Annotated in this window: 12 protein-coding genes, 2 pseudogenes and 1 riboswitch; of the genes and pseudogenes, 9 read left to right on the top strand and 5 right to left on the bottom strand. The window is 62.2% G+C overall.

Features of this window, described 5'->3' with window-relative positions:
* Positions 1-1,342 precede the first annotated feature (1,342 nt).
* The gene (locus tag QRN70_RS18715; RefSeq protein WP_096822780.1) at positions 1,343-2,161 is read left to right on the top strand and encodes a M48 family metallopeptidase; all 819 of its coding nucleotides are present in this window, start codon (positions 1,343-1,345) and stop codon (positions 2,159-2,161) included.
* Between the two features lie 123 nt (positions 2,162-2,284).
* Here QRN70_RS18715 and QRN70_RS18710 read toward each other — a convergent pair whose 3' ends face one another.
* The 3 genes from QRN70_RS18710 to QRN70_RS18700 all read right to left on the bottom strand — a co-directional run bounded on the left by QRN70_RS18710 (position 2,285) and on the right by QRN70_RS18700 (position 5,119).
* Positions 2,285-2,869 carry a TMEM165/GDT1 family protein gene (locus QRN70_RS18710; RefSeq protein ID WP_285419411.1) on the bottom strand — a complete coding sequence of 195 codons (585 nt, stop codon included), beginning with the start codon at positions 2,867-2,869 and terminating at the stop codon, positions 2,285-2,287.
* An 88-nt stretch (positions 2,870-2,957) separates the two neighbouring features.
* Positions 2,958-3,082: riboswitch (yybP-ykoY riboswitch) on the bottom strand.
* A 39-nt stretch (positions 3,083-3,121) separates the two neighbouring features.
* Complete coding sequence (locus tag QRN70_RS18705) at positions 3,122-4,120, bottom strand: methyltransferase (protein WP_285419410.1); 999 nt, start codon at positions 4,118-4,120, stop codon at positions 3,122-3,124.
* Between the two features lie 33 nt (positions 4,121-4,153).
* Entirely contained in the window at positions 4,154-5,119 is a 966-nt protein-coding gene (locus QRN70_RS18700) for a 2-hydroxyacid dehydrogenase (protein WP_285419409.1), read from the bottom strand.
* Between the two features lie 92 nt (positions 5,120-5,211).
* Here QRN70_RS18700 and QRN70_RS18695 point away from each other — a divergent pair, with 92 nt between their 5' ends.
* Complete coding sequence (locus tag QRN70_RS18695; RefSeq protein WP_285419408.1) at positions 5,212-5,841, top strand: LysE family translocator; 630 nt, start codon at positions 5,212-5,214, stop codon at positions 5,839-5,841.
* Between the two features lie 55 nt (positions 5,842-5,896).
* Here the strand turns inward: QRN70_RS18695 and QRN70_RS18690 are convergent.
* Positions 5,897-6,012: pseudogene (locus QRN70_RS18690) on the bottom strand (helix-turn-helix domain-containing protein); the annotation flags it as partial.
* On the opposite strand from QRN70_RS18690, the pseudogene QRN70_RS18685 reads away from it, so the two are divergent.
* The 7 genes and pseudogenes from QRN70_RS18685 to QRN70_RS18655 all read left to right on the top strand — a co-directional run.
* A pseudogene (locus QRN70_RS18685) lies at positions 5,998-6,336 on the top strand (MFS transporter); the annotation flags it as partial. The pseudogenes QRN70_RS18690 and QRN70_RS18685 overlap by 15 nt on opposite strands.
* 147 nt (positions 6,337-6,483) lie before the next feature.
* Positions 6,484-8,166, top strand: coding sequence for a fatty acid--CoA ligase (locus QRN70_RS18680; RefSeq protein ID WP_285419407.1), 1,683 nt, complete (start codon positions 6,484-6,486; stop codon positions 8,164-8,166).
* A gap of 336 nt (positions 8,167-8,502) precedes the next feature.
* On the top strand, positions 8,503-10,392 hold the full coding sequence (locus QRN70_RS18675; protein WP_285419406.1) for a DUF1302 domain-containing protein: 1,890 nt from the start codon (positions 8,503-8,505) through the stop codon (positions 10,390-10,392).
* A gap of 29 nt (positions 10,393-10,421) precedes the next feature.
* Entirely contained in the window at positions 10,422-11,786 is a 1,365-nt protein-coding gene (locus tag QRN70_RS18670; protein ID WP_285419405.1) for a DUF1329 domain-containing protein, read from the top strand.
* 186 nt (positions 11,787-11,972) lie between these two features.
* Positions 11,973-14,705, top strand: a complete 2,733-nt coding sequence (locus QRN70_RS18665) for a winged helix-turn-helix domain-containing protein (protein ID WP_285419404.1) — start codon at positions 11,973-11,975, stop codon at positions 14,703-14,705.
* Positions 14,706-14,825: 120 nt separating this feature from the next.
* Positions 14,826-15,470: an MBL fold metallo-hydrolase gene (locus QRN70_RS18660; protein WP_285419403.1), complete on the top strand. Its 645-nt coding sequence runs from the start codon at positions 14,826-14,828 to the stop codon at positions 15,468-15,470.
* A 112-nt stretch (positions 15,471-15,582) separates the two neighbouring features.
* The gene (locus tag QRN70_RS18655; RefSeq protein ID WP_065261680.1) at positions 15,583-16,317 is read left to right on the top strand and encodes a YiaD family glycine zipper/OmpA-like lipoprotein; all 735 of its coding nucleotides are present in this window, start codon (positions 15,583-15,585) and stop codon (positions 16,315-16,317) included.
* Between the two features lie 255 nt (positions 16,318-16,572).
* Here the strand turns inward: QRN70_RS18655 and QRN70_RS18650 are convergent, their stop codons facing one another.
* The gene (locus QRN70_RS18650; protein ID WP_285419402.1) at positions 16,573-17,007 is read right to left on the bottom strand and encodes a Z-ring associated ZapG family protein; all 435 of its coding nucleotides are present in this window, start codon (positions 17,005-17,007) and stop codon (positions 16,573-16,575) included.
* Positions 17,008-17,058: the final 51 nt, after the last annotated feature.

The raw sequence follows: 17,058 nt of genomic DNA, 5'->3' as shown, positions 1-17,058 counted from the left end.
AACGTGTCGGACTTGCGCTGGGCATCGAGATCGCCCTGGAGTTTTTGCAGGTCGGCCATCACCGCGTTCAGCGGCAATTGCAGCATCAGCGTCCAGCGTGCATCGGTCTGGCCGATGCCGAACGGCAGGTACAACTCGATGCGGCCCTGCTCTTTATTGACGGTGTAGGTGACTTCGCCGCGCTTGAGATTGGCCATGTTGGCCGTCTGTTGGGCGTCGAGGATGTCGCTGACCTTTTCGCCGAATTTGCTCGGGTCCTGGGTGTAGGCAACGATGCGCCCGTTGCCGCCAATCAACGCCATCTGCCCGGCACCGCCGTACAGCTTCTGGTTGGCCGCGAGGAGCATTTCCTGGATGAAGTTCACCGACAGGTCAGCGCCGACGATGCCCTGGAACGCACCGTTGAGCATGATCGGTTCGATGAACGAGGCGAGCATGACGACCTTGTCGCCGACCTTGTACGGCGCCGGATCGATCACGCAGGATTTTTTGCTTTCCTTGGAGCACAGGTAGTACTCGCTGGCGCGCACGCCAGTGGACAGGACTTTCTGGTCATCGACGTCCACCAGTTTGTCCAGGCCGAGGGTGCCGTCGTCATTGCGGAACCACCACGGCAGGAAGCGCCCGTTGCTGGCGTCGATCCCGACCACCTGGGTGCCGACGTAGGCCGCATCATTGTGATCCAGGGCGTTTTTTTCCCAGCCGATGTAGGTGCCGAGAATCTTCGGGTTCCTCTCGACGTTTTCCTTGATCAGGCTGATCAGTTGCTCGCGGCTGACGGTCAGCTTCGGCTGGCCATCGGTGCCCGGCGTGCCCAGCAGCGCGTTGACCCGCACCAGGCCACCGGCAATCAGCAGCGGCGCTTCCAGTTCGCGTTGGATCTGGCTGACCTGCGTCTGCGCCAGGGACGTCAGGCGCTGTTCGATGACCTGTTCGAACTGCGCCTGGGTGCGCTGCTGGACCATCTCCTGGGTGCGCGCGCCGGAGAACAATGCATACAGCACCAGCGCGGCCACCACGCTGAGCACGATGGCGCCGGCCAGGGCGGCCACGGAAAACTGGATCGACTTGAATTTCATGGAAGCTCCGCACGCGAGAGGACGTCTGCGCTGTTGTATCGGCAGGCGGCATGGCGCCATGAGTAACGGCGCGCGCAAATGATCGGGGATGTCGCAAATGGATCGGTGCGCGACGCGGTGGCGCAGGGCATGGCACCCCGTGTGAATTTTTTCCTACAAGGGTGACGGGCGCTTTCTGAAAGTGCATGCAACACGTCCGTTGTATCTGGCGTCGATACAATTACCCGCCTAGGATACGCGGCAGGTTTTCAGGGAGCTTTTGAATGAACAAGACTTTGGTTGTAAGTGCACTGAGCGCAGCGCTGTTGCTGGCCGGTTGTCAGTCGGTCAACACCACCAGCGGCGGCGCCGTAGGGGTGGAGCGCAAGCAGTACATGTTCAGCATGCTGTCCTCGCAAGAGGTCGACCAGATGTACGCCCAGTCCTACCAGAAGACCGTGGGCGAGGCGTCCAGCAAAGGCGTGCTGGACAAGACCAGCAACGAGGCCAAGCGGGTCCAGGCGATTGCCAACCGGTTGATCGCCCAGGCACCGAACTTCCGTCCGGATGCGGCGCAATGGCAATGGGAAGTCAATCTGATCAAGAGCGATGAGCTCAACGCCAACTGCGGTCCTGGCGGCAAGATCATTTTCTACACCGGGCTGATCGACAGCCTGAAACTCACCGACGATGAAATCGCCGCGGTCATGGGCCATGAAATCGCCCACGCCCTGCGCGAGCACGGTCGTGAAGCGATGTCCAAGGCTTACGGCATCGAGATGGCCAAGCAGGGCGCCGGTGCGTTGCTCGGCCTGGGCCAGGACAGCCTGGCGCTGGCCGATACCGTGGCCAACTACGGCATGACCCTGCCCAACAGCCGCGCCAATGAGAACGAAGCCGACCTCATCGGTCTGGAGCTGGCCGCTCGCGCCGGTTACAACCCGAACGCGGCGATCACCCTGTGGAACAAGATGAGCAAGGCGTCGGAAGGCGCGCCGCCGGAATTCATGAGCACTCACCCGGCCTCGTCGAGCCGGATCGCCTCGCTGCAGGCGGCGATCCCGAAAGTGATGCCGCTGTACGAAAAAGCCCCTAAATCCTGATGGTTTTGCCGCAAGGCTGATGGCCCCTTCGCGAGCAGGCTCGCTCCCACCTTTGGAATGCATTCCACTGTGGGAGCGAGCCTGCTCGCGAAGAACGATAACTCGGTCTACCGACTTACGGGTTTAAATCCAGCCACTGCTCTGCATTGCCTTGTACACCGCAACGATCGCCAGAATGAAGAACGCCGAAGCCGCCAGGCGACGGATCAACGTCAGCGGCAATTTCTCCGCAGCAAAGTTACCCGCCAATACCACCGGCACGTTGGCAATCAGCATGCCCGCGGTGGTCCCGATAATCACCAGCCACAACTCCGGATACTGCGCCGCCAGCATGACCGTGGCGATCTGCGTCTTGTCGCCGATTTCCGCGAGGAAGAAGGCAATCAGCGTGGTCAGGAACGGGCCGAACTTGCGCGCGGTGCTGGCTTCATCGTCATCCATCTTGTCCGGCACCAGTGTCCACAGCGCCGTGGCGGTGAAGCTCGCCGCGAGAATCCAGTGAAGCACTGCGTCCGAGAAGAAGCTGCCGAACCAGGCGCCTACCACACCGGCTGCCGCGTGGTTGGCCAGGGTCGCCGCGACGATACCGGCAATGATCGGCCAGGGTTTGCGAAAGCGAGCGGCGAGAATCAGCGCGAGCAGTTGCGTCTTGTCGCCGATTTCGGCCAAGGCAACGATTGCGGTGGGAACGAGTAACGAGTCCAGCATCAGGATTTTCCTAAGGGGCGGGTCGACACGGCTATGACACGTACAGCCTTCCCGCCCCGGGTAAGGTGTGCGTGTCATAGGTCTTGTCAAACCCTGCGATCCGTCTGCTGCGGACGCTTGGGTCGCATACGCCATGATCTGAGGATCAAGTATGTTGACGTATGCCGGACGAGCTTGGCGCTCGTGGGAGACTACTCCCCTAGGACGGAGCGGATTCTGCCTTCGCCGATCCGATAGAGCAAGAACAAATTTTCAGCCGCGCTTGGCCCGGTAAATCCGGAAACCATTGCCTTCGGCCTTGATTGCACACACGCCCAGATGCTCTTCGATCAGCGGCTGGTACTTCAGGAAACTGTTCGCCACCAGCCGCAGTTCGCCGCCGTTTTTCAGATGTTTGGCCGCTTTTCGCAGCAAGTTCTCCGTGGCGAAATAATCCGTGTGTACGCCGACATGGAACGGCGGATTGCTCAGAATCGCGTTCAAACCCATCGGCGCGGCATCGATCCCGTCACCGGTCAGTACTTCGGCTTCCAGACCGTTGGCTGCGAGAGTCAGACGACTGCTGGCTGCCGCGAAAGCGTCGACATCCAGCAACGTCACCTGATTGTGCGGATAGCGTCGTTTGACCGCGGCCCCGAGCACGCCCGCGCCACAACCGAAGTCCAGCAGATGGCCGCTGGGCAGTTTGTCCAGGTGCTCAAGCAGCAGCGCGCTGCCGCGATCCAGTCGGCCGTGGCTGAACACGCCCGGCAGGCTGATGACTTTCAACGGGCCCTCGGCCAATGGCAGTTCGTAAGTCTGTGCCAGGCTTTCCAGGGATTTGGCCTGCGGTGCGTTGGCCACGGTGACCTGCCACAACTGGCAGTGGCGAGCGCTGTCGAGTTTGCGCGGTTTGCCGAACGGGTTGAGCTGCTTCGACGCCCCCTCGATACCGCTGCGTTTTTCCCCGACCAGAAACACCTCGCGCCCGGCCAGGCGCGCGGCCACGGCATTGAGGATGTAGTCGGTGAGGTCCTTGGACTTGGGCAGAAACACCACGGCGGCGTCGAATTGGCGCTCCGGGACCGTCACGCCGAAATGGCTGCGGCCCTGGAAACGAGAGTCGAGCGCGGCCTGGTCGCCAGCGTGCCAGCACCAGCCGAACGCGTTGGGCAGGCGCCCGAGCAGATCGTCGGCGGGCAATCCGGCGAGCAACAGCGAACCCTGGAATAACTCGGCCTGACGAAGCAGTACTTCACTGCGCGGATCCATAACTGCTCCTTGAAAAAAAAGTGCCGCAGTTTATCAACTGACGACCCGCAGCGCTTTACCGCTGAAGAAGGCCTGGGTGTTTTCCGTCAATTGGCCGACGATCCGTTGCCGTGCTTCGCGGCTGCCCCAGGCATTGTGCGGGGTGACGATCAGGCGGGGAATGTCGGCGGCCAGCAGCGGGTTGCCCTGGGTCGGCGGCTCGACGCTCAGCACATCGGTGGCTGCGCCGCCGAGATGACCGTTGCGCAGGGCGTCGGCCAATGCCTGCTCGTCGATCAGGCCGCCACGGGCGGTGTTGACGACGAAGGCGCCGGGTTTCATGCAGGCCAATTCGCGGGCGCCGATGAAGTGCCGGGTGTGTTCGTTGAGCGGGCAGTGCAGGGTGAGAGCGTCGATCTGTGGCAGCAGTTCATCCAGCGGCAGACGGTCCGGGCGGGCGGGGCGCCCCGGAATCTGCCCGAGCAGCACGCGCATGCCGAACGCTTCTGCCAGACGTGCGACCGCGCCGCCGAGTTCGCCGTGTCCGAGCAGGCCCAGGGTTTTGCCTTGCAGTTCGACGATCGGGTAATCCAGCAGGCAGAACTGTTTCGCCTGTTGCCAGCGACCTTCCCGGACGGCTGTTTGATAGTCCGCCAAGCGCGTGGCGAGGTTGAGCAGCAGCATGATCGTGTGCTGCGCCACCGACGGTGTACCGTAACCCTGGCAGTTGCACACGGTAATGCCATGGGCGCGGGCGGCGGCCAGATCGACATTGTTGGTGCCGGTGGCCGTGATCAGGATCAGTTTCAGTTGCGGATTGGCGGCCATGGCAGCAGCGTCGATGAGGATCTTGTTGCTGATCGCCACGGTCGCACCCTGCAGGCGTTCGCTGACTTGCGCGGGCAGGGTCTGGGCGAACAGTTGCAGATCGCTGAAGCAATCACGCAAAGGGCTCAGGTCGAGATCGCCAAGATCCAGCGACGGGTGATCGAGGAATACGGCGCGGTGGGCGTTCGTCATCAACTGTACCTGTTGTGCTTTGAAGGGAAGGCGTAATCTGCCGAGCCTATCAGATGAAACAACTCGTTACGCCTGGCCGAAAGGAGCCCACCATGTACTGGACCGAATTCTTGACCGTTGCCCTGATCCATCTGTTGGCCGTCGCCAGCCCCGGTCCTGATTTCGCCGTGGTGGTACGTGAAAGCGTGACCCATGGTCGACGCGCCGGCACCTGGACGGCACTGGGTGTGGGCACGGCGATTTTCTTGCATGTCGGCTATTCGCTGCTCGGCATCGGTCTGATCGTGTCGCAGTCGATCGTGCTGTTCAACGCGCTGAAATGGGCGGCGGCGGCTTACCTGCTGTACATCGGCTTCAAGGCCCTGCGCGCGCAACCGGCGAAAACCGTCACGGACGACCTGCACAAGGAAGCCGGCGAGCGCACAGCGCGCGGTGCGTTCACCTCCGGTTTCGTCACCAACGGGCTGAATCCGAAGGCCACGCTGTTCTTCCTGTCGCTGTTCACCGTGGTCATCAATCCGCACACCCCGCTGGCGGTGCAGGCGGGTTACGGCGTGTACCTGGCTGTCGCGACCGCAACCTGGTTCTGCCTGGTGGCCATGCTGTTCAGCCAGCAGCGGGTGCGCGCCGGTTTCGCCCGCATGGGCCACTGGTTCGACCGCACCATGGGCGCGGTGCTGATCGCCATCGGGGTGAAACTCGCGTTCACCGAGATGCATTGATCGAGCGAAGCTGATTCAGGGCGTTGAGGTACTCCCGGGGATTGTCCCCGAGCTAACGGCGAAACATCGCGCTGAACGCCCGGGCGCTGCCGTAACCCAGACCCGCGTCACGCTCTGCACGCTGTCCCCGGCGAGCAGGCGGGGCAGCGCTTCCATCAGGCGCCGTTGCTGTTCGCGCTGGCGTATGTCGATGGCTGGGCGGTGATCGCCGTCGGGGCGGCGTTGATGTTCGTGGTGTTCGGCCAGGTCACGGTGAACGATTCGATGGTTGCCAACTTCGTCGCGCCGCAATGGCAGTCGCGAGTGTTTGCCTTGCGTTACTGTTTATCGTTCGGTGCCAGTGCGACGGCGATTCCACTGATTGCCTATGTCGAACCTCGCCATGGTTTTGTGGGGCTTTATCTGATTCTGGCGAGGTTTGGTGCTTTGACTTTCCTCGCGGCGGTGGTTTTCCCACGCACGACTTCTGAAGCGGCTGTAGGGCAAACGGCCTGAGCGGTGACGAATCCCGGCAAATGCTGGCGCAAAGCTAGCATTTGTACGGCTCTGCAAATCATTCCTTCGGCTGATTTGGCTGGCGTATAAGGGTTCTAGAGTAAAGCGCTCCAAGCCAACACCGTGCAGTCAGAAAAAGGGATTCTTATGTTGCAGACTCGCGTTATCCCGCCCGCCGAAGGGGCCTACCAGTATCCATTGCTGATCAAACGGTTGCTGATGTCGGGCGCCCGTTACGAGAAAACCCGCGAGATCATCTACCGTGACCAGTTGCGCTACAGCTACCCGACCCTGATCGAGCGCGTGGCACGCCTGGCCAACGTACTGAGCGCGGCCGGGGTCAAGTCTGGCGACACCGTGGCGGTGATGGACTGGGACAGCCATCGCTACCTCGAATGCATGTTTGCGATTCCGATGATCGGCGCGGTGATCCACACCATCAACGTGCGTCTGTCACCGGAGCAGATCCTCTACACCATGAACCACGCCGAGGACCGCTTCGTGCTGGTCAACAGCGAGTTCGTCGGGTTGTACCAGGCCATCGCGCCGCACCTGACCACGGTGGAGAAAACCCTGCTGCTCACCGATGCGCCGGAAAAAACCGCCGAGTTGCCGAACCTGGTCGGCGAGTACGAGCAGCTGCTGGCCGCCGCCAGCGCACAGTACGATTTCGCCGATTTCGACGAGAATTCCGTCGCCACCACGTTCTACACCACGGGCACCACCGGCAATCCGAAGGGCGTGTACTTCACCCACCGGCAACTGGTGCTGCACACCATGGGGGTGTCGACCATCATGGGCGCCATCGACAGCGTACGGCTGCTGGGCACCAACGACGTGTACATGCCGATCACCCCGATGTTTCACGTACACGCCTGGGGCCTGCCGTACGTGGCGACCATGCTCGGCCTCAAACAGGTGTACCCGGGGCGCTATGACCCGGAGTTCCTCGTCGAGCTGTGGCGCAAGGAAAAGGTCACGTTTTCCCACTGCGTGCCGACCATCCTGCAGATGCTGCTCAACGCCAAGGGCGCGCAGGGCACCGATTTCGGCGGCTGGAAAATCGTCATCGGCGGCAGTGCGCTCAACCGCACGCTGTATGAAACCGCCAAGGCGAGGGGCATCCAGCTCACGGCGGCGTATGGCATGTCGGAAACCGGGCCGCTGGTGTCCTGCGCGCACCTGAACGACGAGCTGATGGCCGGCTCCGAGGATGAACGCACCACCTACCGGATCAAGGCCGGGGTGCCGGGGCCGCTGGTGGAAGCGGCCATCGTCGACGCCGACGGCAACTTCCTCCCGGCCGACGGCGAAACCCAGGGCGAACTGGTGTTGCGCGCGCCGTGGCTGACCGAGGGTTACTTCAACGAACCGCAGAAGGGCGCCGAGCTGTGGGCCGGCGGCTGGCTGCACACCGGTGACGTGGCGACCCTCGACAGCATGGGCGTGATCGATATCCGCGACCGTATCAAGGACGTGATCAAGACCGGCGGCGAGTGGATCTCTTCGCTGGATCTCGAGGACCTGATCAGCCGTCACGTCGCGGTACGCGAGGTAGCAGTGGTGGGGATTGCCGATCCGCAGTGGGGCGAGCGGCCGTTTGCCCTGCTGGTGATACGCGAGGGCCACGAAATCGGTGCGCGGGAACTCAAGGAACACCTCAAGCCGTTCGTTGAACTCGGGCACCTGAGCAAGTGGGCGATCCCTAGTCAGATCGCCCTTGTTACGGAAATTCCCAAGACCAGTGTCGGCAAGCTCGACAAGAAGCGTATCCGCCTCGACATCACCGAGTGGCAAGCCACCAACAGCACCTTCCTCTCCACGCTCTGAGCGTACGCCGGCGCGCCGAAAACGGCGCGCCAGGCCCACCAAGCAAGCGCTTGGCTTGTTAAATCCGAATTTTCAGCCATCCTTGCCGTGCCGACATGTGTCGGACTGGCGAAAGGACTGTTCCAGAGTGGCCGGCAGCTGCAAATCACACTTTAGAGGGATCAAGCAGTACCACCTGCTGGCTATAGTCCGCTCAAGGATTTTTAAGAACGGGGCAACCGCACGACTCGGGGCGATGCAACATTGGAGTGATTTCGGGCAGCTCTGGCTCCCGCTCCTCCAGGCGTTTTTAAAAGTACTCACTGCCATAACAATAATGCACATGGAGTAGCGTCGATGACCTCAGTAAACCAGTTCTGGCGCCGGGCGAAACTGCCCCTGGCGGTCAGTCTTGCCTCCACGCTCGCCGGGCCCGCATTCGGCGTCAGTTTCAACGTCGGTGAAATCGAAGGCCAGTTCGACTCCTCGCTCTCCCTGGGCATGAGCGTTTCGACTCAGCAGCCGAACAAGGACCTCATTGGTGTCAACAACGGCGGCAAGGGCCTGTCCCAGACCTCCGACAACGGGCACCTGAACTTCAAGAGCGGGCAAGCCTTCTCGAAGATCTTCAAGGGTATCCATGACCTGGAACTGAAGTACGGCGATACCGGGGTCTTCGTCCGCGGCAAATACTGGTATGACTTCGCGCTGCAGAACCAGGACCTGGAATACAGGAACGTCAGCAACCACGACCGCGACATCGCGGCCAGGTCGTCCGGCGGGCAGATCCTCGACGCCTTCATCTACCACAACTATGCCATTGCCGATGAGCCGGGTTCGGTGCGTCTGGGCAAGCAGGTGGTCAACTGGGGTGAAAGTACCTTCATCGGCGGCGGCATCAACTCGATCAACCCGATCGACGTTTCCGCGTTCCGCCGTCCGGGTGCCGAAATCAAGGAAGGCCTGATTCCGGTCAACATGTTCTACCTGTCGCAGAGCATCACCGAAAACCTTTCGGCCGAAGGTTTCTACCAGATCGACTGGCAGAAGACCGTCACTGACAACTGCGGCACGTTCTTCTCCCAGCCCGACATCGTCACCACCGGTTGCGACGACAACCTGCGGGTGCTGAACAAGCGCTCGACCATTCCGGGCATCGCCCTCGGTCCGTTGGCCGCCGCTGGCGTCGACGTCAACGAAGAAGGCGTACTGGTGCGCCGTTCGCCCAACCGCAACGCGCGCGACAACGGGCAGTGGGGTGTGTCCGCCAAGTACATGTTCGATCCGCTGGCGACCGAGTTCGGTGCCTACTTCATGAACTACCACAGCCGTGCGCCGATCTTCAGTGCGACCGGTGCGCCACAATCGATCTACAACGGCGTCGCAGCGCTGCCCGGCCCGTTCCAGGCGCTGGGGCCGCTGGTGGTCGCGGGTAACTCGAAATACTTCATCGAATACCCGGAAGACATCCGCCTGTACGGCCTGAGCTTCTCCACCACCCTGCCTACCGGTACCGCGTGGAGCGGTGAGATCAGCTACCGGCCGAATGCGCCGGTGCAACTGAACTCCACCGACATCCTGTTCGCCGGTGTACGGCCACTGGGTGGCGCCCTGACCAATGCTTCGCTGTTGTCCGCCGCGCCGGGGACCGACCTGCACGGTTACAACCGCAAGGAAATCACCCAGCTGCAGACCACCCTGACGCACTTCTTCGACCAGGTCATGGGCGCCAACCGCCTGACCCTGGTGGGTGAAGTCGGCGTGACCCACGTGGGCGGTCTGGAAAGCAAGTCCGAGGCTCGCTACGGTCGTGATCCGGTCTTCGGCCCGGGTGAACTGCCGTCCACCGCCGGCCTGAACACCTGCTCGCAGATCCTCAACACGTCGACCATCAATGGTGCCGGCCCGGGTGCCTCGACCAGCAACCGCTCCAGCAACTGCAACAACGACGGCTTCACTACCGCCACTTCCTGGGGTTATCGCGGCCGGGCCATCTGGGACTACAGCGACGTGTTCGCTGGCGTCAACCTGAAGCCGAACGTGGCCTGGTCCCACGACGTCAAGGGTTACTCGCCAGGCCCTGGCGGCAACTTCGAAGAAGGTCGCAAGGCGATCAGCCTCGGGCTGGATGCCGAGTACCAGAACACCTACACGGCGAGTCTGAACTACACCAACTTCTTTGGTGGCGACTACAGCACGGTGGATGATCGCGACTTCGTTGCCCTCAGCGTCGGCGTGAACTTCTAAGCACAGTTTTTTTCAGGACGAACACACATATGAAAATAACAAAGAGTCTGTTCCACGCCGGTGTTCTGGGGCTTTCGCTGCTGGCGACCAGTGTGATGGCGGCGGTCCCCGCTGCCGAGGCCGACAAGCTCGGCAAGAGCCTGACCCCGATGGGCGCCGAAATGGCCGGTAACGCCGACGGCTCGATCCCGGCCTGGAAACCGCTGGCGAAAAACGCCGGCACGGTCGACAGCAAGGGCTTCCTGTCGGACCCGTTCGGCAGTGAAAAGCCGCTGTTCACCATCACCGCGCAGAACGTCGACCAGTACAAGGACAAGCTTGCCCCGGGCCAGTACGCGATGTTCAAGCGCTACCCGGAGACCTTCAAGATGCCGGTCTACCCGTCCCATCGCGGTTCCACCGTGCCGGACAGCGTATTCGCCGCGATCAAGAAGAACGCCACCACCACCAACCTGGTCGCCGGTGGCAACGGTCTGGAAAACTTCGATACCGCCGTGCCGTTCCCGATTCCGAAAAGCGGCCTGGAAGTCATCTGGAACCACATCACCCGCTACCGCGGGGGCAGCGTGACCCGTCTGGTGACCCAGGCCACGCCGCAAACCAACGGCTCGTTCAGCCTGGTGTACTTCCAGGACCAGTTCGTGTTCCGCGACAAGATGAAGGACTACGACCCGAACAACCCGGGCAACGTGCTGTTCTACTTCAAGCAGAAGGTGACCGCGCCGGCGCGTCTGGCCGGTACCGTGCTGCTGGTCCACGAAACCCTCGACCAGGTCAAGGAGCCGCGCAAGGCCTGGGTCTATGCCACCGGCCAGCGCCGTGTGCGTCAGGCGCCGCAAGTGTCCTATGACGGCCCGGGCACCGCGGCGGACGGCCTGCGTACTTCCGACAACCTGGACATGTACAACGGTGCACCGGATCGCTATGACTGGGCACTCGAGGGCAAGAAGGAAATCTACATTGCCTCGAACAGCTACAAGATCGATTCGCCGACACTCAAGTACGCCGACATCATCAAGGCCGGCCACATCAACCAGGACCTGACCCGTTACGAGCTGCGTCGCGTCTGGCATGTGGTGGCCACCCTGAAGCCGGGCCAGCGCCATATCTACGCCAAGCGTGACTTCTACATCGACGAAGACACCTGGCAGGCAGCCGTCATCGACCACTATGACGGTCGCGGCCAACTGTGGCGCGTCGCCGAGGCGCATGCCGAGGACTACTACGACAAGCAAGTACCGTGGTACGCCCTGGAAACCCTGTACGACCTGCAATCGGGCCGTTACCTGGCGCTGGGCATGAAGAACGAAGAGAAATCGGCTTATGACTTCGGCTTCTCGGCCAGCAAGAGCGAATTCCAGCCAGGCAACCTGGGCCAGGACGGTATCCGCTAAGGGTTAATCCGAGGCCGCATCCTCGAACAAAACGCCCCGACTGGTTCGGGGCGTTTTTTTGTCTGTCACTTTTTTCCGTAGTCTTTTTGTAGCCATTTGTAGCAGCAACCTTCATAACCGGTTCGTTTAAGGCTAGTCTGCGGACATCTGCAACGCCGCCAACAGCCATTCGAACAAGAGCCGGCCATGACTGATCTGTCCCCAATTCCGGGTCCCGCAAGCGTTGCCGTCGCGGCACTGGACGGACGTTTCTTCCGTCCGCCACTGCCTGACGGTTATGTGTTGCGACCACGCCTGTGCGAGCGCCTGCAGGCCGGGCTCGGTGGACGTCTGTTGCTGGTCAGTGCCCCGGCCGGGTTCGGCAAAAGTTCGCTGGCGGTGGAGTTCTGCCAGAGCCTGCCGGCGCATTGGCAGAGTCTGTGGCTGGGCCTCAGTGCCCGCGACAGCGATCCCGGACGTTTCCTCGAACGGCTGCTCGAAGGTTTACAGGATTACTTTGCGCAACTGGGCAGTCGTGCGCTCGGCCTGTTGAAAATGCGCCAGCGGCACCAGCCATTCGCCTTCGAGGAATGGCTCGACGGTCTGCTCGACGAGCTGGCGCTGCACCTCGATCCGAAGGCGCCGTTGTTGCTGGTGCTCGACGATTATCATCTCGCCCAGGGCCCGGTGCTCGATCGTTGCCTGCAGTTTTTCCTCAATCATTTGCCCGACGGGCTGCTGGTGATGGTCACCAGCCGTCAGCGGCCGGACTGGCATCTGGCGCGCCTGCGCCTGTCACGCCAGTTGCTCGAACTGCATGAGCAGGATCTGCGTCTGACTCACGATGAGGCCCTGACCCTGCTCGATCGTCACAGCAGTTCACTGCGCGGCGAGGCCCTGGAAAACCTGATCCAGCGCAGCGAAGGCTGGGTGGCCGGGTTGCGCTTCTGGCTGCTGGCGGTCGCCGAGGCCGGTAACGATGCGGCACTGCCCCAGGCGCTGAACGGTGGCGAAGGGTTGATTCGCGACTATCTGCTCGAAGAGGTCATCGACTGCCTGCCCGCCGAAGTGCAGGCGTTCCTCTATGAAACCGCGCCGCAGGAGCGTTTTTGCAGCGAGCTCTGCGATGCCGTGCGCGACGCCCACGACAGCGCCGAGATCCTGCGTTTCCTGCTCGCACACCAGGTGTTTCTGGTGCCGCTGGATGAGCACGGTCACTGGTTTCGCTATCATCATCTGTTCTCCGATCTGCTGCGCAGTCGGCCATTGGCCCAGGCCATGGTGCCGGCCGCGACCCTGCACTTGCGTGCCTGTCGCTGGTTCAATGCCCAGGGCCTGCTCGATGAAGCGGTGGAGCAGGCGCTGCGCGCCGGCCATCTGGATGTGGCGGCGAATCTGGTGCAGAACCTCTCCGAGGAGCAACTGCTCGCCGAGCAGAACGTCGGCATGTTGCTGCGCTGGAAGATGGACTTGCCCGACAGCCTGCTGATCAGCACCCCGCGCCTGATCGTGTTGTACAGCTGGGCGCTGGGCCTGGCCTGCCAGCTGGATGCGGCCGAAGAACTGGCCAGCCACCTGAGCCGTTTCCTCCCGGCGCCGTCGGCCACCGCGCAGAAATCCATGCTCGCGCAATGGCTGGCCCTGAGCGGCATCATCGCCCGCGGGCGCGGCCACCGGGAGCTGACCTTGCGCTATTGCAGCGAAGCCCTGGAAAGCCTGCCGGCCAAGCGCTACGGGCAACGCCTGATGTGTCTGTCGACGTTGTCCAACCTGGCGATCGCCGATGGCGACCTGTGGCGCGCCCGCGGCCTGAACCGTGAATCCCTGGAACTGGCGCAGCGGGTCGGCAATCCGCTGTTCGAGGCCCTGGCTCATTACGATCGTGCCCGGGTGCTGCAGGCGCGGGGCGAGATCGTGCGGGCGCTGGATGAGGTTCACCAGGGCCTGGAGCGTCTGCGCGGGTTGTCTGCGCAACGGTTGTACGCGGTGCGTGCGCGGCTCACCTTGTATGAGGGGTTCCTGTTGGCGATGCGCCTGCAACCGCAGGCTGCGCGCGCGCGGCTGCTGGCGGGGATCGGCGAGGCGCGAGCCTGTCGCGATATTAGTGTGCTGATCGGCCACTGCGTGATTGCCCGCCTGGATGGCAACAGCGGCGAATTCGCCAGGGCCTTCGCCGAGCTGGCCGAAGCCGAGCGCCTGATGCACATCTGGGACGTGCCGCCGATCTACTACCTGGCGATGATCACCCTGGTCAAATGCGAATTGTGGCTGGCGCAGGGCCGCACCGATCTGGCCGAGGCGTGGCTGACGCGCCTGGGCCAGACCTACACCGGCGAACGCGCGGCGGCGCCGCCGGAGTTTCATCCGCAGTTGCCGCTGCATGTCGAATTGCAACAAGCCTTGCTCGATGTGATCCAGGGCCAGCCGATGCTCGCCGAAGGGCGCCTGAACGTCTTGCTGGAAAACGGCCAGCAAACCGGTCGGCAGTTGTTGAGCGTGATGGCGCTGACGCAGAAAGTGACGATGCTGCTGGCCCATGGTCGTGAACCGGAGGCGCGCAAGGCGCTGGCCCAGGCGCTGGAAGCTGCCAGTGGCGGGGTGCTGCAACCGTTCGAGGTGTTGCTCAAGGAGCACGCTGAGTGGCTGCGCGCGCAGTTGCTGGCGGGGCCGAGCCTGGCCGGGGCGCAATTGCTGGAGCATTTTCCTGCGCCGGTCGCGCGTACCGCTGTCGATTGTTCTCCAGCCGAGCAACTCAGCAGTCGCGAGCTGGCGGTGTTGCGGCTGATCGCCCAGGGCTGCTCGAATCAGCAAATCAGCGAGCAGCTGTTCATCTCGCTGCACACGGTGAAAACCCACGCCAGCCACATCAACAGCAAACTCGGGGTGGAGCGGCGCACGCAGGCAGTGGCGCGGGCCAAGGCGTTGGGCATGTTGGCCTAGCCTGGTCGAGCGTCAGCCATGGTTCGCCGTCCTCATTGGTTGAAGCGACAGCGGGTGGCAATGAGCACGAAGAAAAGTCCGGCTGGTATCCTGTGGCAAATCGACTCGAAAGAACTGCCCATGAACACGTCTGCTGCCACGCTCATTCGCGAAACCTTCCCCGTCGGCCCGTTGCAGTGCAATTGCACGATCATCGGCGATCCGCTGACGAAAAAAGCCATTGTCGTCGATCCGGGCGGCAACCCCGATCTGATCATGGCGCGCCTCGATGCCCTGGGCCTGAAGGTGGTCAGCATCATCCACACCCACGCGCACCTCGATCATTTTCTCGCTTCCGGGCAGATGAAGGAAAAGACCGGCGCGACCCTGCACCTGCACAAGGACGACCAGTTCCTGTGGGACAACCTGGAGATGCAGTGCCAGATGTTCGGCGTGCCTTACACACCGGTGCCAGCGCCCGATCGCTGGCTCAGCGACGACGAGGAACTGGCCTGTGGCTGCGGTGTGGCGCTGCACACGCCGGGGCATACACCCGGTTCCATGAGCTTTTGGTTTTCCGAGGCTAAACTGCTGATTGCCGGTGACACGTTGTTCCGGCGCGGAGTAGGACGCACGGATTTGTGGGGCGGCGATCAGGCGACCATCGTGCGATCGATCAAGCAGCGGCTGTACACCCTGGACGAGGACGCCATCGTCGTTGCCGGACATGGTCCGGACACACGTCTGGGCGATGAGATGCGTGAGAACCCGTTCGTGCGCGCCTAAATATTTTGTCATCAGTGGGCGGCGGAATTTTTACGCGTTGTCATGATCCAACGCCCGCACGGGTCCATGCCAAGGGCCGCTGCACCACAGAATGCAAAAGTAGGAGCTCTCCATGTTCACCACGCGTCGTTTGATTATTGTCGCTACTGCCGTGGCCGTGCTGTCCGGCTGCGCCTCGCCCAACCCGTATGACAATCAGGGCCAGGCTGATGGTGGCTCCCAGGGCATGAGTAAAACCGCCAAGTACGGTGGTCTCGGTGCGCTGGCCGGTGCCTTGGCGGGTGCCGCCATCGACCACAACAACCGTGGCAAGGGTGCCTTGATCGGCGCTGCAGTGGTCGGTGCTTCGGCGGCCGGTTACGGTTACTACGCCGACCAGCAGGAGAAGAAACTGCGTGCCAGCATGGCCAACACCGGGGTCGAAGTGCAGCGCCAGGGCGATCAGATCAAGCTGATCATGCCGGGTAACATCACCTTCGCCACCGATTCGGCGAACATCGCCCCAAGCTTCTACCAACCGCTGAACAACCTGGCCAACTCGCTGAAAGAGTTCAACCAGAACCAGATCGAAATCGTCGGCTACACCGACAGCACCGGCAGCCGCCAGCACAACATGGACCTGTCCCAGCGTCGTGCGCAGAGCGTGGCGACCTACCTGACCTCGCAGGGTGTCAGCGGTGCCAACCTGTCGGCCCGTGGCGCCGGTCCGGATAATCCGATTGCCAGCAACGGCGACGTCAATGGCCGCGCGCAGAACCGTCGCGTCGAGGTCAACCTGAAGGCGATCCCGGGCCAGCAGTACGGTGGCCAGCAACAGCAGCCGGGTACGGTGCAGCAGTATCCGTAAGCGCTCGCGGCAATGAAAAATGCCCGGTCCTGGTGACCGGGCATTTTTTTGTGTGGCCTGTGCCGGCCTCTTCGCGAGCAGGCTCGCTCCCACGGGTATTGTGAGTGTGTAGACAAAATTTGTGTTTCACACATAACCCTGTGGGAGCGAGCCTGCTCGCGAAGGGGCCATAACCATCAGCCACAAATCATCTGACACAAAAAAGCCCCTGGACACATCACTGTCCGGGGGCTTTCTGTTTGCAGCGAAGGCAGATTACTTCTTCAGACCATAATGCTCATCGAGCATGCCCGGCGAGTTCGGGGTCTTCGGTGCGTAGTCGCGCGGCGGCTCTTGATCGCGCGGTGGTGTCAGGCGTTCACGAGGAGCCACTGCCGCGTCAGCGTGCAGGGAGGCCAGCAGGCGTTGACGGGTCTGTTCGTCCAGGGCCAGGCGGTTGGCACCCTCGGCGAGATGATCCTGCACTTCCTGGTAGCTCTGGGTCAGCTTCTTGACCAGATTGGCGGTGCTGTTGAAGTGGGTCACCACCTCGTTCTGGTAACTGTCGAAGCGCTCCTGGATATCGTCCAGTTGACGCTGCGTGCGGCTGGGCGCGGCGTTCGGCGCAACGCGTGCGATCAGGAATCCAATGGCGACACCCACAACCAGGGCAAGAGTCGGTAACAACCAAACTAAGAGCGAGTGTTCCACGAGTCCTTCCTCTATAAACGGCTTTGCTTTACGTTAACGGCTCGAACCTGC

The organism is Pseudomonas sp. efr-133-TYG-5, assembly GCF_030209175.1.
Lineage (GTDB): Bacteria > Pseudomonadota > Gammaproteobacteria > Pseudomonadales > Pseudomonadaceae > Aquipseudomonas.
This window is presented reverse-complemented; position numbering and strand designations above follow the sequence as displayed.

Coding starts and splice junctions, on each gene's coding strand:
- QRN70_RS18695 (WP_285419408.1), top strand. CDS start 5,212: ATGTACTGGACCGAATTCTTGACCGTTGCCCTGATCCATCTGTTGGCC.
- QRN70_RS18675 (WP_285419406.1), top strand. CDS start 8,503: ATGACCTCAGTAAACCAGTTCTGGCGCCGGGCGAAACTGCCCCTGGCG.
- QRN70_RS18700 (WP_285419409.1), bottom strand. CDS start 5,119: ATGACGAACGCCCACCGCGCCGTATTCCTCGATCACCCGTCGCTGGAT.
- QRN70_RS18715 (WP_096822780.1), top strand. CDS start 1,343: ATGAACAAGACTTTGGTTGTAAGTGCACTGAGCGCAGCGCTGTTGCTG.
- QRN70_RS18665 (WP_285419404.1), top strand. CDS start 11,973: ATGACTGATCTGTCCCCAATTCCGGGTCCCGCAAGCGTTGCCGTCGCG.
- QRN70_RS18660 (WP_285419403.1), top strand. CDS start 14,826: ATGAACACGTCTGCTGCCACGCTCATTCGCGAAACCTTCCCCGTCGGC.
- QRN70_RS18670 (WP_285419405.1), top strand. CDS start 10,422: ATGAAAATAACAAAGAGTCTGTTCCACGCCGGTGTTCTGGGGCTTTCG.
- QRN70_RS18680 (WP_285419407.1), top strand. CDS start 6,484: ATGTTGCAGACTCGCGTTATCCCGCCCGCCGAAGGGGCCTACCAGTAT.
- QRN70_RS18655 (WP_065261680.1), top strand. CDS start 15,583: ATGTTCACCACGCGTCGTTTGATTATTGTCGCTACTGCCGTGGCCGTG.
- QRN70_RS18705 (WP_285419410.1), bottom strand. CDS start 4,120: ATGGATCCGCGCAGTGAAGTACTGCTTCGTCAGGCCGAGTTATTCCAG.
- QRN70_RS18710 (WP_285419411.1), bottom strand. CDS start 2,869: ATGCTGGACTCGTTACTCGTTCCCACCGCAATCGTTGCCTTGGCCGAA.